Below are 14,751 nucleotides of genomic sequence, written 5' to 3'. Positions count from 1 at the left end.
TCCCGTGCCGGTCGTACCTTTGTGCTATGACAAGTAATCAGCAGACATCAGCTGAACAGGGCATTCAGTCCATTAGTCGGGGCATCGCCATCAATATAGGACTGGCTGTCGTTAAAGGCGTTGGAGGTATCGTCGGCAATTCGTATGCGCTCATTGCCGACGCGGTTGAGTCGACGGCCGATATAGTAACGTCGCTGGTGGCTTACTGGGGCCTTAAGGTGGCTTCACGCAATCCCGACGAGCGCCATCCCTACGGACATGGTAAAGCCGAACCGCTCACGGCCTTGTTTCTATCCTTCTGCCTTACCGCAGCAGCAGTGCTGATCGGCTACCAGAGTATTGAGAACGTTATTCAACCCCACGAAAATCCGAAGCCGTTTACACTGGGCATTCTGGCGCTCGTAGTTGTGGTGAAGGAGTTGCTGTTCCGCTATCAGCGCCGGATTGGACAGGCTATTGGCAGCACGACCGTACAGGCCGACGCTGTTCATCAGCGAAGTGACGCATTTACGTCCATTGCCGCTTTTATCGGTATCAGCATTGCCATCATTGGGGGCGAAGGGTATGAGAGTGCCGACGACTACGCGGCTCTTTTTGCCTCAGCGTTTATCATCTACAACGCCTACGCCATCTTCCGTCCGGCCTTAGCAGAAATTATGGACGAAGCCCCGCCCTCAACGCTGGCTGATCAGGTGCGGGACATCGCGCTGACCGTTGCAGGAGTTACGGGCATTGACAAATGCCTGGTTCGAAAGATGGGAAGCTATTACTTTGTCGATCTGCACGTACTGGTCCCGGCTCAATTAACTGTCCGGGAGGGACATACCATTGCGCATGAAGTCAAGGACGCAATTCGCCAACGCATGCCCCAGGTGACCGACGTACTGGTTCATATTGAACCTCACTAGTTACTCAGCCGGCGGTCATACCGACGTAACAGCAAACCCGAGTTACTGTGTTGGGGGTTTCTGTTCAGCGGATGAACCGAATCGTCAGCGGATAGCGGTAATACTCGCCGTTGTTGGCTTTGACGGCGGCTATGATCGTCAGAACAAGCCACACTATACCAACCACCCAGATTAGAAAGATACCTACCAGAACAAACATCAGCAGGAACGATACCGCAAAAGCTATTGCCATGGTGATTTGAAAATTAACGGCCTCCTTACCGTGATAATCAACATAGGCTGATTTGTCTTTTTGGATCTGCCAGATAACAATCGGAGCTACAACCGCACCAATCACGAAAAAAGAACCAGGCAGAGCGCTCAGGTGAGTTAACATAGCCCACATGCGTGCATCCGAATCACTCAGTGGAGTCGAACCAGACATTGGAGGTGGAACAGAAGACGGCTGATTTTCCATAAGACATTGGTTAAAGTATGATTCAAATAGAGAAATTTAACCGATTTATCCAACTAAAAACCTTGAATTTGAACCAGTAACGACTAACACTACGTGTATGGAAATCTTACTTACTCAAGTACGTCAACTGGCACCGATTACCGAGGAACTGGAGCAGGCCCTACGGCATTTGCTTCGACGTGACGAATTGCCCCGGCGCCATTGGCTCCTTCAGCCCGGTCAGATTTCCGACCGGATCTATTTTATCGAAAAAGGCGTTGTGCGGGGCTATTATCTTAAAGAACTGGCTGGCGCAGAAGGGCCTCGTTCCGACGGCCGTGAGGTTACGTCGTGGTTTATGCGGGAAAACGATTTCATTATTTCCATCATTAGTTTTTATACCCGGCAGCCCGCCCGGGAATACATTGAACTGCTCGAAGACAGTGTAGTCTGGTCGATTACTTTTGATCAGCTTCAACAGCTTTACCGTCAGTTTCTGGAATTCAACGCGGTGGGGCGGCAGCTAACCGAGAAATACTACGTTCTGAGCGAACTACGGACGCAGAACCTACGCATGATGACGGCGCACGAACGGTACGTTCAATTGCTGGCAGACTTTCCGGCCATCTTCCAGCGCGTACCGCTTAAATACATTGCCTCGCACCTGGGGATCTCGCCCGAAACATTGGCGCCAGAAGGGGTAACGGTCGAAATTGATATCCGTCAATGCTTGGTCGGATGCGTAACGATAGTTTTGGTTGTTCACTAAACCAATCAACTGGTATGTTACCCATTATTTTCGCCGTATTCGCCTTTTGTTTTGTGCTGGAACGACTCATCCCCGGCTGGAGGCTCCCGCAAGTCCCTACCTGGACCATCCGCGTGTTAGCTATCAATTTCGTCCAGTTAATTGTGGTGATCGTCGCCGGCTATACCTGGGAAAAGTGGCTCTCAGCTTACTCCGTTTTTCATCTATCAGCATTCGTAGGTGATGTAGGGGGTGGCATTATCGCTTACATTATTGCCACGTTTATTTTTTACTGGTGGCACCGCTGGCGGCACACTGTCGATTTCCTGTGGACGCACTTTCACCAGATCCACCATAGCCCTCAGCGACTTGAAGTTATCACGTCGTTCTACAAGCATCCCCTCGAAATGACGGTTAATTCCATCATTGGCAGCCTGCTGGTTTACACCTTGCTGGGCTTAACACCCGAAGCCGGTGGCATTTACACGCTCTGCACCGCATTAGGCGAATTCTTTTATCATACGAACGTAAAAACACCCCAGTGGGTTGGCTACATTTTTCAACGGCCTGAAATGCACCGAATTCACCATGAGTACGAAAAGCACACGAATAACTACGGCGACATTGTATGGTGGGACATGTTATTCGGTACGTACGAAAACCCAAAAGAGTTTACGTCGAGCTGCGGCTTTGATAACGAGAAAGAGCAACGCCTGGGCGAGATGCTTCGTTTCAGGGACGTACATAAATGAAAAAGCCCCGGCGTAGTTAGCCGGGGCCTTATTGCTTGGTCTGATTTACGCCACTTCAACCACCCAGTCGTCCTGCTCAACGACGGTTCCTTCGCTCAGCACAATTTTTGACACCGTACCGGCTCTGGGCGAAGCCACGATACTTTCCATCTTCATGGCTTCGATCACAAACAGGGGTTGGTTTTTCTTGACCGCGTCGCCTTCCTTCACCATGATACGGGTCAGGCGGCCCTGCAACGGAGCGCCAACGTCGCCGTCTTTGCCGACCTTCTGGTTCTGTTGTTTTTCGACTTTCAGCGCTTTATCACGTACCTGCACCTGACGGCTCTGGCCGTTGAGCTCGAACGTAATGGTGCGCATACCCAGTTCATCCGGCTCTGATTTGAACAGCAGCCGCACCAGAATGTTCTTGCCCTCGTCGATGTTAATCAGGATTTCCTCGTTTTCCTTCAAGCCGTAGAGGAACGCGGGCGTCGGGATGATGCTCACATCGCCGTATTGCACCACCGCCTTGTAATATTCGTCGTAGACTTTAGGATACATCTGATACGACAGGTAATCAAGGAAACCATCGTTCAGCGGGTACTTCTGTTGGAAAGCCTCAAAATCCTGGTCGAAATCAATTGGCTTGAGGTGTTCGTTCGGCCGCCCGGTGATGGGTTCTTCACCACGTAGCACGACCTCCTGAATTTGCTTCGGGAAACCGCCGTACGGCTGGCCCAGCACTCCTTTCATGAGTTCTTTTACCGACTCGGGGAACGACAGCGATTCGCCCCGTTCCAGTACGTCCTGCGCCGTCAGGTTATTGGCCGTCATGAAAATGGCCATATCACCCACGACCTTCGACGAGGGCGTTACCTTGACGATGTCTCCGAATAACTCGTTCGCTACTACGTAGTTTCGTTTGAGCAGCTCGAATTTATCGCCCAGCCCCAACGCAACCGCCTGAGGTTTCAGGTTGGAATACTGCCCACCCGGAATCTCGTTATCATAGACTTCCGCGCTACCGGCCTTCATCCCCGACTCAAAGGGATAGTAGTATTCGCGGACATCTTCCCAATAATTTGAATACGCATTGAGTGACGCCAGATTCATCTCACACCGGCGCTCGTGGTCCTCCATCATGGCCACGACTGAATTGAAGTTCGGCTGGGAAGTCAGACCGGAGAGCGCACCGAGGGCGCAATCCACAATATCAACCCCGGCATCAATGGCTTTCAGATAAGAAGCGGCCTGAATACCCGCCGTATCGTGGGTATGCAGGTGAATCGGAATATCAACCGCCTGCTTCAACTCACGTACCAGCACCTCGGCTGCCAGGGGCTTCAGCAGACCGGCCATGTCTTTGATCGCCAGCAGGTGTGCACCTTCATCTTCAAGCTGCCGGGCCAGATCCAGGTAATACTGCAATGAGTATTTTTTATGCTCGGCCGGATTGAGCATATCGCCGGTGTAGCAGATGGTCCCCTCGCAAAGGGCATCTGTCCGTTCGCGAACGGCCCGAATGCTCACTTTCATGGCGTCAATCCAGTTCAGCGAGTCGAAAATCCGGAACACATCAACGCCCGTTTCCCACGATTTCTCGACAAACTTTTCGATCAGGTTATCCGGGTAAGCCGAGTACCCAACCGCGTTTGACCCCCGGAACAGCATCTGCAACAGCATGTTCGGCATGGCCTCCCGTAAGGCTTCGAGCCGCTTCCAGGGCGATTCGTAGAGGAACCGCATAGCTACGTCGAAGGTAGCGCCCCCCCACACTTCCATCGAGAACAGTTCGGGATGGTTTTTGGCGAACCCTTCGGCTACCTTCAGCATGTCCTGGGTCCGAACGCGCGTAGCCAGCAGTGACTGGTGACCGTCCCGGAACGTAGTATCCGTATACAACACGCATTTCTGGTCTTTCACCCACTGCACAAATCCATCCCGTCCCAGTTCTTTCAGACGGTCGCGATTGCCTTTGGGGTAGCTGCCGTATACGTCGAACGGCGGAACAATCGGTGTCCGGAACACCTTGGTCGTATCCTTCTTTTTTACCTCTGGATTCCCATTCACGATGACATCGGCGAGGTAGTTCAACGCCCGGGTCGAACGGTCACGCGGCTTCCGCAGATTGAACAGCTCGGGATGGCTTTCGATGAACGACACCCGCGCTTCGCCCCGCTGGAAAATCGGGTGACTAATTACGTTCAGCAGAAACGGAATGTTCGTCTTGACGCCCCGAATCCGAAACTCGACCAGCGCCCGCGTCAGACGTTGCGTAGCGCCCTTGAGGGTGCGGCCCCGTGCCGACACTTTTACGATCATCGAATCGAAATACGGGGAAATTTTTACGCCGGGGTAGCTACTGCCTTCGTCCAGCCGGATACCGAAACCAGCCGCATTCCGGTAGGCGATGATCGTACCAAAATCGGGTTTGAAGCCGTTGGCGGGGTCTTCGGTTGTGATTCGGCACTGAATAGCAAAGCCGTTGAGCGGAATCTCATCCTGATGGTTGATATAAATGCCGTTGTCCGACAGCTTATAGCCCATTGCAATCAGGATCTGCGTCCGCACGATGTCGATACCGGTCACTTCTTCAGTAATGGTATGCTCTACCTGAATACGTGGGTTAACTTCAATAAAGTAGATATTCTCCTGCTTATCGACCAGGAACTCTACCGTACCGGCATTTGAATAGTTGGCCGCCCGCCCGATTTGCAGGGCATAGTCGTATAGTTTGTTCTTGGTTTCCTGCCGCAACCCGAACGAGGGGGCTACTTCAACAACTTTCTGAAAACGCCGTTGCACCGAGCAGTCGCGCTCGTAGAGGTGAACGATGTTGCCGTAGTTGTCGCCCAGCAACTGTACTTCAATGTGCTTCGGTTCCTCGATAAATTTTTCGAGGAAGATTGTATCATCGCCAAACGCGTTGCGGGCTTCGTTACGGGCCTCGTTGTAGGCTTTCTCAAAATCATCCGCATTCCTGACGACGCGCATACCACGTCCTCCCCCACCGGCTGCGGCTTTTACCATCACCGGAAAGCCGATCCGATCCGCTTCCGACTGCGCTAAGTTGAAATCCGACAAATCCTGCCGGGAATCCGGAATCATCGGTACGTTCGCGCGGGTTGCCAGATTCTTGGCTCGTACTTTATCGCCAAGGGCCTCCATCGCTTCCGGCGACGGCCCGACAAAGATGATGTCTTCTTCGCGGCAACGACGCGCCAGCTTCACGTTCTCGGACAAAAACCCATAGCCGGGGTGAATAGCGTCAACCTTATGCCGTTTAGCCAACAGAATGATTCCCTCAACGTCGAGGTAGGGTTTCAGCGGCTCATCATCGCGGCCAATCTGGTAGGCTTCATCAGCCTTGTAGCGGTGGAGCGAATAGCGGTCCTCGTAGGTATAGACAGCGACGGTGGTAATGCCAAGCTCGGTGGCGGCCCGCATGATACGGATAGCAATCTCGCCCCGGTTAGCGACTAACAAACGACGAATTGGACGGATGTATTCTTTCATAGTTTGGCAAGTAACCCGGTATCGGGTTAAGATTCAGGCGTACAAAGGGGCAAGTTTGTTGAAAATTTTGAAAAACACACGATCAACGAAAGATTGATAGGATAAGAAAGACGTTTTTAGGGAAAAAGACAAATCACTCCTGCCGTATATCAGCTCATTATGTTAGGGCAATATACAACTACCCCTTCCCGCTGCTCCCGCAATAGATCCGCCAGCGCCCGTAGGCCCCATTCCTCACTACGCCGATGCCCAACGGCAATTACGGATATTCCTGTTTCCTCAACCGCCGTTTGTGCTGATTTTCGGTACTCACCAGTCAGGTATAAGCCTGCCCCGCGGTCGGCGGCTTCCCGGATGAGAGCTTCGTTCATTGCGCCCACAATGGCAATACGGCCGATGCCTGGTTGACTTCCCTGGTGAACCTGATCATAGCCGCCAAAAACTCCCTCAACCATCTGACTCCAGTCTATTACGTCGGCCATAGGCGTCTGGCCAAGCATACCGATAGCCCGTCGGGGCAAATCTACGGTTTGCTTGTAGCCGATCTCCTCAGGGTTGCTCATTTTTAGCGTTTGCGCCAAACGCAGGTTGTATCCCATCGTCAGTGTCTCATCGAAGGGCAGATGATGGTAAAGTACAGATACGTTGTGCGACACACGCTCAATTTCCAGCTTCCAGGGGCGGTGTAGCCAAAGTACGTCCAGATGTTTTTCAACGATCCATTCATATATACCTGGCCAGGGTTCCAACGCAAGCCCAATGCGCTTTATGAACAAATCGTCCGCTTTTTCTTTTGCTGGCCAATAAATTCCACCCTGTTCAGAAGCAGCGTATCGGTCAGTTGCAAAACATTGATCCAGAAAGGCAATAAACTCACGTAGCTCCATCCAACGGGCGTTTATTAAGCAACGGAATCGACTACGTATGGTTTCGCTAACTGCCTGAAACCAACCGTTTGCTCAAGACCCCTTGCAAGTTTGTAGATCTTTTTTGTAGGTTTGCAGCGCAAAAGCAACCGCGCCCGCGGTTCCCAAAAGCCCATGAAGTTCCTCGCTTAAGACCCTACGTAGGTCTTCTCTTCTTCCAGATTTACTGTCCGCTCGGGCAGCTATTCTCATTTTTCGTTATCCACATGCTGTTGTCGGCCAACCAGGCTGCGGCTTAATTCATTGTATCAATGACCAGATTTATTCGGTTATTCCTGGCCGCTTTGCGCGGTTCAGAATCTAACTTCACATCCGGCAGTATTAACCGGGCTATCTTTCTCCTGTCCGTTCCCATGATTCTGGAAATGGTCATGGAGTCGCTGTTCGCGGTAGTAGACGTGTTTTTCGTGGCTAAAATTGGTACCGAAGCCGTCGCAACGGTGGGTCTGACGGAGTCCGTGCTGACACTGGTGTATGCCATCGCTATCGGCCTGAGTACAGCGGCAACGGCCCTGGTAGCCCGTCGCGTGGGCGAAGAAAACCAACGCGAAGCCGGCACAACAATCGGGCAGGTCATTCTCGTTTCACTGGCTGTTGCGCTGGTGATGGGCATTCCGGGTTTTGTGTTTGCCGAAGACATCCTCCGCCTGATGGGTGGCGATGAGCGCCTGATTGCGAATGGCTCGGGTTTTACACGGATGATCTTTGCCAGTGCACCAGCCATCGTCCTGCTCTATACACTCAGTGGTTGTCTGCGTGGTGCGGGTGAGGCTTCCATCGCCATGCGGTCGCTGTGGATTGCCAACGGGTTTAATATTATCCTGTGCCCAGTGTTTATTTTCGGATTTGGCCCGATACCGGCGATGGGCGTTATGGGCTCTGCCATGGCAACAACCACCGGCCGGACGGCGGGGGTGCTCTATCAGTTGTACGCCCTGACCAGACGTAGCGGTTCCGTCAACGTTCGCCGGTCCGACCTGTCGTTCAACAGCGATATCGTCCGGAATTTGCTGAGCATTGCGGCTGGTGGCACGGGGCAATTTCTGGTGGGATCAGCCAGTTGGATTTTCCTGACCAGGATTTTGTCGACGTTCGGCAGCGACGTAGTGGCTGGCTATACGATTGCTATCCGGATCATGATTTTCACCATTCTGCCGTCGTGGGGCATGGCCAACGCAGCCGCCACGTTGGTCGGCCAGAACCTTGGGGCAGGCCAGCCCGAACGCGCCGAAACTTCGGCCTGGCGAGCGGCCCTGTGCAACATGATCTTTCTGGTTGTGGTTGGGATTACGTTCTTTATCGGGGCAACCGAGATTGTGGGCCTGTTTGAACGCGACCCACGGGTGGTGAACGTAGCGGTTGAATGCCTACGGGTGTTCTGCTTAGGGTACGTGTTCTTTGCGTACGGCATGGTCATCAGCCAGGCGCTCAATGGAGCCGGCGATACCCGTACACCAACACTCATAAACATTCTATGCTTCTGGGTGATTGAGATTCCTTTAGCGTATACGTTGGCAACGTTCGTGAACTGGGGTCCGCCGGGCGTATTCTGGTCCGTGGCCATTAGCGAATCGCTGCTGGCAATTATTGCCATCATTGTGTTCCGTCGGGGTCGGTGGAAGGTGGTTCAGGTCTAGGCAAATTATAGCTCAGACCGCTCAAAACGGCTGATTCAGACCGAAACTTTTAGCCAAATTGCCCCGTTATTATTTATACGGTACTGATCTGACCCTTGGTTGGATCAGCACCTTTAATCCGAAATTAGTACATGATCGACACCCATAAAAACCCTGAAACCGCAGTCTTAGTCGCGCTGGTAACACAGAAGCAAACCGCCGACCAGACGAAAGAGTATTTAGATGAACTGGCGTTTCTGGCCGAGACGTCGGGAATCCGAACCGTTAAAACGTTCGTTCAGAAACTTGAACGGCCTGATACGCGTACCTTCGTAGGTAAGGGTAAGTTAGAAGAGATTCAAACCTACATTACCGATAACCCGGTTGATACGATTATCTTCGACGATGACCTGACACCTGCCCAGGTGCGTAACCTCGAAGGTGAGTTTAAGGAGATTAAGGTACTTGACCGGAGTTTGTTAATTCTGAACATTTTCTCGATGCGGGCGCAAACGGCGCAGGCACGCGTACAGGTCGAACTGGCCCAGTACCAGTACCTCTACCCACGGCTGACCCGCATGTGGACGCACTTAAGCCGCCAGAAAGGGGGTGTAGGGATGCGTGGTCCAGGGGAATCCGAACTGGAGACTGACCGCCGGATTGTAAAAGACCGGATTGCATTCCTGAAGGAGAAGCTAGAGAAGATTGATAAGCAAAGCCAGACCCGCCGGAAAGAACGCGACCGACTGGCTCGGGTAGCCCTCGTTGGGTATACCAACGTCGGTAAGTCAACGCTGATGCGGACACTGGCTAAAGCCGAGGTCTTTGCCGAAAACAAACTCTTCGCTACGGTCGATTCCACCGTGCGGAAGGTAGTGCTGGGTAATATTCCGTTTCTGCTGACGGACACGGTTGGATTTATCCGAAAACTGCCGACAACGCTGATCGAGTCGTTTAAATCGACGCTGGACGAGGTACGCGAAGCCGACATCCTGCTGCACGTAGTCGACGTATCGCACCCGTCGTTTGAGGAACACATTGAGGTAGTTAGCTCAACGCTGAGTGATATCGGTGCGGCCGACAAACCAACAATTCTGGTGTTCAACAAAATTGACCAGTTTGAGCCGAAGGAGGATTCGGCTTATGAACTGGTGCAGGAACAGGAAGGCGAGGTTCCGGTGGCCGTCCGTAAACAAACGGCGCTGCAATACCTCAAGAAGACGTACCTGACCCAGAAAGCCGAGCACGTTGTGTTCATATCGGCCCAAAACCGGGAAAATATCGACGAACTGCGGGACTTGATTTATAATCTCGTGAAAGAGAAGCACTTTACGATTTATCCGAACTGGGTTAACGTACCACTTTCTGAATCGGCGGAATACGGCGACGGTTTGGCAGGTTGACGAATTTTAAGCAATTTTGCGGATAGGAAGGCGGTTTCACAACCGCCTTTTATTTGGCTCCGTAGTTCAATGGATAGAATAGACGTTTCCTAAACGTTTGATATGGGTTCGATTCCCGTCGGAGCTACTCCCAAAGCCATCGATAGGCCGTTGCCTGTCGGTGGCTTTTTCTTTATACACCACCCAGTAAATTTATAATAAGTCTATTTAATTATATAAGTAGAAACAAACAAAATTGCCCTTGTTTACGTCAACATTAGAAAAAGCCAACAGTGCTTCCTCTTTTTACTCAAGAATACGCTATGAAAATTGAACGACAGGCATACGATCAGCTCCCCTTTGCCATTAAGATTGGCGCTCTAATTTTATGGGGAACGCAATTATCGTCTTACTCTGAAGCAGGCCGATTTCGGCAGTTGTATCAGTTCAACGACTTCTTCGCTGAAATGTGTTTCGATGAAGCGCAGCAAACGCTTACCTGTATCTGCACGTTTACAGAGCTGAATTCGCTGGAACCCTATCTGAACAGTATGAATTGGCAGGACTTCTACGCTGAACTGTAACGAGCTACGTCTATTTATCGATGTTTTGTCACACCAACCTGCTCACACCATTGCAAAACGGGGCAGGTCGAACAGTGGGGTAGCGTTCCGGTGCATATGTGCTTCCCAAACGGCATGAGCAGCCGGTTGATATCAATCCATTGCCCCTGCGGTACCTTAGTCTCCAACACTTTCAACGTTTGTTCGGGTTGCCGGGTCAGAACATAGCCCCAGCGATTAACCACCCGATGCACGTGTACGTCCACACTGATGGCCGCCTGACCGGCCGCTACGCCCAATGCCAGATTCGCGCACTTTGGCCCTACGCCTTTAAAGGAAGTAAGCAATTCAAAATCAGCGGGGAGTGTACCGCCAAATTCTAAAACAGTACGTTCGGCAATCCCCCGCATGGTGTACGCTTTCTGATCGGGGTAGGTCGTACCGTACAACAATTCCGTTAAGGTCGGAATGTCGAGAGCCAGCAACTCGTCGGGCGTACGGGCAACCGCAAACAATCGTTCCGACACCGGAATGGTGGTTTCATCCAGCGTCCGGATGGAAACGATGCACGAAATCAGTTGCTCAAACAGGCTGTTGTAGCCCCGCTCTGCCAGCTCGAACATGGCGGCCTTCGGGTACGGCTGAATGGCCTTGTCGATGAGGTTCAGAACGGTTGTAAGATCAAAATCAGGCTTCATTCAGTTTTCGGTTTACAGTTTTCTGTTCACGGCTGGTGATACTGGCTATCCGCCCCAAGCGCAAACAGAAAACTGTAAACCGAAAACCCGCATCCAGGGTTTTTAGACCTTCGTGATCACCAGTTCGACCCGGCGGTTCTCGGGCCGTTCTTTCAGGCTCTTATTGGAATTGATCGGGCGCGACGGACCGTAGCCAACCGTATCGATACGGTCGGAGTCAATACCTTTGGAGACTAGGTATCGCTTTACCTCGTTGACCCGGTTGCGCGAGAGTTCGACATTGGCATCAAAGCTACCGACAATGTCGGTGTGTCCTTCGAGCCGGATCGTCAGCGTCGGATTTTCCTGCATAATTCCAACCAGCCGATCCAGTTCCGGGAATGATTCCGGCTTCAGATCAAACCTGGACACGTTGAAGTAGATATTCTTCAACGTGATTTTTGCGCCGGTCTCGATCGGAACCAGGTCAAAATTCCGGGTTACGTCCGAACGACTGGTCGCCAGGGTGTCGCTCTGGCTAAAATAACCCTTTGCCGAGGCCATAACGGCATACACCGCAACGGTCTGGCCGGGGGCGCTGTATTTTCCGGTAGAGGCATCACTACGTACTGAATCGGCGGGTTCGTCTCCGTTCGTTTCAGCCCCCGACAGCAACTGGTACGTAATAGTCGCTTTCAACGGTTTTTTGGTTTTAACGTCGCGCACGGTACCGTTGATAGCCACGGCCACGGGCGTATTGGGCTTAGGTTTTTCGGGCTCCGGCGTCGGTACGGTTGGCGTTGCCCGGGGTGTCTCACGGGGCTTCGGCTCCTGTTTGGGTGGCGTAGTCGGGGCTCGTCTGGCATTTGGTTTCTTCGCCGGATTGGTGATATGAACCCCCCAGAAGTTAAAACAGATCTCGCCGTTTCGGTTCTGATCACTACACTCGAAGAGGTCGAATACCTCGTAACCAGGGGTGATTCGCTCGAAATAAGCCACAAAATCAACCTGCTCGCCCGGCGATACGTCCCGCCGTTTTTCGGTGGGTATGTTCTCCGCTCTGACGAACTTAAACGACTTTTCGCCATCGTTCACGTAGAGCCTTGCGGTCGGTACGAAGCTGATGGTATTACCCGAAGGAAGCGAGTAGCCACGTCCGTTCGGTAACGGAATTTTAAACATCTGCCCCGACGACCGTTTCGAGCGAAACGTCATGTAAATGATCGTGTATTGATCCGTCAGCTCGACGCGCCGGATGGTTACGTCGCGGTCGTTAACGTCATCAACGCGGGGATTTTCAGTCGTGTACTGCGCCTGAGCCCGTAGACCAAACGGACTGAGCAGCAGCAAAAAGAGGATAATGTGTCGGCAGTTCATGATCGTTGTTTACAGAGCGCTTACCTTTACTAAACGTTTGATTACGCCGGGTAGTTTAGGGTTTAATTTCTCTGCTTTTCAATTTTTTATGCGTACGATACTACTACTGATCGTTTCTAACCTTTTCATGACAACTGCCTGGTACTGGCATCTGAAATACCATAACGAACCGCTCTGGAAAGTGATCCTGATAAGCTGGGGCATCGCCTTTTTTGAATACTGCATTGCGGTGCCGGCCAATCGTATCGGTTCTTTTGAATTTAACGCATTTCAGCTCAAAACGATTCAGGAAGTTGTAACGCTGATTGTGTTTGCGGCCTTTGCTGTGCTGTATCTGAAAGAAGAGATAAAGTGGAACTACATCGTTGGTTTTGTCTTTCTGGTGCTGGCGGTTTTCTTCGTGTTCAAGAAGTGGTAAGTTTTAAAACGAAGCGAGGGCACCCCGGTCGGGTGTGCCCTCGCTTCATGTATACGCCTAAGAATCAATACCCCGCATTCTGCACCAAGGCCCGGTTGGCATCGATTTCCCGCTGCGGAATTGGATAAATGAGCCGTGGATCATTGAACCGGATGGTACCGATGTTCTGCCGGGTCCGCTTGATGTCGTGAATCAGCGTGCCTTCGAAGGCCAGTTCCAGCCGGCGTTCCCGCAGAATTGCGTTCAGCGTAAGCTGTGCGGGCGTCAGTGGCGCCAGCCCGGCCCTCGCCCGGATCAGGTTTACATCATCGAGCGGGGCAGCCCCCACCGACGTGTTGTTCCGGAAATTAGCCTCGGCCCGGATCAGGTACATTTCGGCCAGCCGCAGTACCTGTACGTTGCCATATTGATTGACAAACTTAGCCGTACGGAGCAAACCACCATCATCTTCATAGAACAGGCCACCGCGCTGATCGGCCTGCTCGTACAGGTTCAGGTGGCGCTCCTGAATGTAGATGTCACCCCGACCGCCGTAGTCCCGGATAGCGTAATACAGATTCAGGTTATTGACCCCGTCCTGATCGGTTACCTGCACTGCAAACACGGTTTCGTCTGTATTGAACCCATTGATGAACAAGCGCAGGTCGAATACTTCTTCAATGGGCACCAACTGATAGCGGTTCGACGCAATGACCCGATCGGCGGCACTGGCGGCCGGACCGAAACTGCCCTGCTGCAAATACACGCGGGCCAGCATGCCGGCGGCTGCTCCTTTGGTAGAAAAGAAGCCGTTGGTGGCCGGTAGCCGGGTTTCGGCTTCGGTCAGGTCTTTGATTACCTGGGCATACACTTCCGCTACCGAGTTACGCGGTACCTGGTTGCTTTGGTTAAGCACCGTCGTAGGCGTCAGCACGAGGGGGACACCCGGGCTGGTGTTCGCATCACCGTCGCCCCAGGGCCGGGCATAGAAGCGCACCAGTTCAAAGTACATCGTCCCCCGGATAAACTTGGCCTCCCCTTCAATGCGTCCCCGTTCACTAGCTTCTGCGAGATTCAGATTAGCCAGCACCGTATTACAGATATTGATCGTGTAATAGGCAGCCAACCAGGTATCTCTAACCTGTCCGTTTGTGGTCAGTATGGCTTTGCGGGCAATTTCGGCTGGTTCCAGAAACGTTCCGTTCCAGGTAGTCTCGCCGTTATCGCCCAAAAGTTCAGCATCCCGTAGCAGGTTACCGCCGTACAGATTTCCATTCCCGAGCGCATCATAGGCACCGACCAGTAAGGCATCCAGATCCTGGGCCGTCTGCAACGCCTGCTGTGCATCAACCGAGTTGATCGGATTAATATCCAGTTTGTTATCGCATCCGGTCAGCAACAGGCCCACGGCCAGCACCGACCCAACGATTGACAGTTTTATATGATTCATACCGAATTAAGAGCAATGAGT

13 protein-coding genes and 1 tRNA gene are annotated in these 14,751 nt (G+C 52.3%); 8 read left to right on the top strand and 6 right to left on the bottom strand.

From position 1 onward, the window contains the following. Positions 1 to 26: 26 nt before the first annotated feature. Positions 27 to 908: a cation diffusion facilitator family transporter gene (locus BN8_RS02750; RefSeq protein ID WP_009280257.1), complete on the top strand. Its 882-nt coding sequence runs from the start codon at positions 27 to 29 to the stop codon at positions 906 to 908. A 64-nt stretch (positions 909 to 972) separates the two neighbouring features. Here BN8_RS02750 and BN8_RS02745 read toward each other — a convergent pair whose 3' ends face one another. After that, positions 973 to 1,365: a DUF4870 domain-containing protein gene (locus tag BN8_RS02745; protein ID WP_009280256.1), complete on the bottom strand. Its 393-nt coding sequence runs from the start codon at positions 1,363 to 1,365 to the stop codon at positions 973 to 975. A 97-nt stretch (positions 1,366 to 1,462) separates the two neighbouring features. On the opposite strand from BN8_RS02745, the gene BN8_RS02740 reads away from it, so the two are divergent. Together BN8_RS02740 and BN8_RS02735 are read left to right on the top strand one after the other, a co-directional pair. Next, on the top strand, positions 1,463 to 2,113 hold the full coding sequence (locus BN8_RS02740) for a Crp/Fnr family transcriptional regulator (RefSeq protein WP_009280255.1): 651 nt from the start codon (positions 1,463 to 1,465) through the stop codon (positions 2,111 to 2,113). 14 nt (positions 2,114 to 2,127) lie between these two features. Next, positions 2,128 to 2,844, top strand: a complete 717-nt coding sequence (locus BN8_RS02735; RefSeq protein WP_040005277.1) for a sterol desaturase family protein — start codon at positions 2,128 to 2,130, stop codon at positions 2,842 to 2,844. Positions 2,845 to 2,889: 45 nt separating this feature from the next. Here the strand turns inward: BN8_RS02735 and BN8_RS02730 are convergent, their stop codons facing one another. Further along, on the bottom strand, positions 2,890 to 6,342 hold the full coding sequence (locus BN8_RS02730; protein WP_009280253.1) for a pyruvate carboxylase: 3,453 nt from the start codon (positions 6,340 to 6,342) through the stop codon (positions 2,890 to 2,892). Between the two features lie 149 nt (positions 6,343 to 6,491). Then, positions 6,492 to 7,229, bottom strand: a complete 738-nt coding sequence (locus tag BN8_RS02725; RefSeq protein WP_009280252.1) for a Nif3-like dinuclear metal center hexameric protein — start codon at positions 7,227 to 7,229, stop codon at positions 6,492 to 6,494. A gap of 290 nt (positions 7,230 to 7,519) precedes the next feature. On the opposite strand from BN8_RS02725, the gene BN8_RS02720 reads away from it, so the two are divergent. From BN8_RS02720 to BN8_RS02705, 4 genes are all read left to right on the top strand, one after another. Continuing rightward, complete coding sequence (locus BN8_RS02720) at positions 7,520 to 8,905, top strand: MATE family efflux transporter (protein WP_009280251.1); 1,386 nt, start codon at positions 7,520 to 7,522, stop codon at positions 8,903 to 8,905. Between the two features lie 131 nt (positions 8,906 to 9,036). After that, complete coding sequence (gene hflX / locus BN8_RS02715) at positions 9,037 to 10,287, top strand: GTPase HflX (protein WP_009280250.1); 1,251 nt, start codon at positions 9,037 to 9,039, stop codon at positions 10,285 to 10,287. A 55-nt stretch (positions 10,288 to 10,342) separates the two neighbouring features. Next, positions 10,343 to 10,414 (top strand) — tRNA-Arg (locus BN8_RS02710). 175 nt (positions 10,415 to 10,589) lie between these two features. Next, on the top strand, positions 10,590 to 10,850 hold the full coding sequence (locus tag BN8_RS02705) for a hypothetical protein (protein WP_144051557.1): 261 nt from the start codon (positions 10,590 to 10,592) through the stop codon (positions 10,848 to 10,850). Between the two features lie 14 nt (positions 10,851 to 10,864). Here the strand turns inward: BN8_RS02705 and BN8_RS02700 are convergent, their stop codons facing one another. Continuing rightward, on the bottom strand, positions 10,865 to 11,527 hold the full coding sequence (locus BN8_RS02700; RefSeq protein WP_009280248.1) for an endonuclease III domain-containing protein: 663 nt from the start codon (positions 11,525 to 11,527) through the stop codon (positions 10,865 to 10,867). A 102-nt stretch (positions 11,528 to 11,629) separates the two neighbouring features. Then, positions 11,630 to 12,883 carry an OmpA family protein gene (locus BN8_RS02695; RefSeq protein ID WP_009280247.1) on the bottom strand — a complete coding sequence of 418 codons (1,254 nt, stop codon included), beginning with the start codon at positions 12,881 to 12,883 and terminating at the stop codon, positions 11,630 to 11,632. 88 nt (positions 12,884 to 12,971) lie between these two features. On the opposite strand from BN8_RS02695, the gene BN8_RS02690 reads away from it, so the two are divergent. Then, entirely contained in the window at positions 12,972 to 13,301 is a 330-nt protein-coding gene (locus tag BN8_RS02690) for a DMT family protein (protein WP_040005392.1), read from the top strand. Positions 13,302 to 13,365: 64 nt separating this feature from the next. On the opposite strand, the gene BN8_RS02685 is transcribed toward BN8_RS02690, so the two are convergent. Further along, a complete protein-coding gene (locus BN8_RS02685; protein ID WP_009280245.1) occupies positions 13,366 to 14,730 on the bottom strand; it encodes a RagB/SusD family nutrient uptake outer membrane protein in 1,365 nt (454 codons plus the stop codon). Positions 14,731 to 14,751: the final 21 nt, after the last annotated feature.

The sequence above is a fragment of the Fibrisoma limi BUZ 3 genome (assembly GCF_000296815.2).
GTDB classification, from domain to species: domain Bacteria; phylum Bacteroidota; class Bacteroidia; order Cytophagales; family Spirosomataceae; genus Fibrisoma; species Fibrisoma limi.
This window is presented reverse-complemented; position numbering and strand designations above follow the sequence as displayed.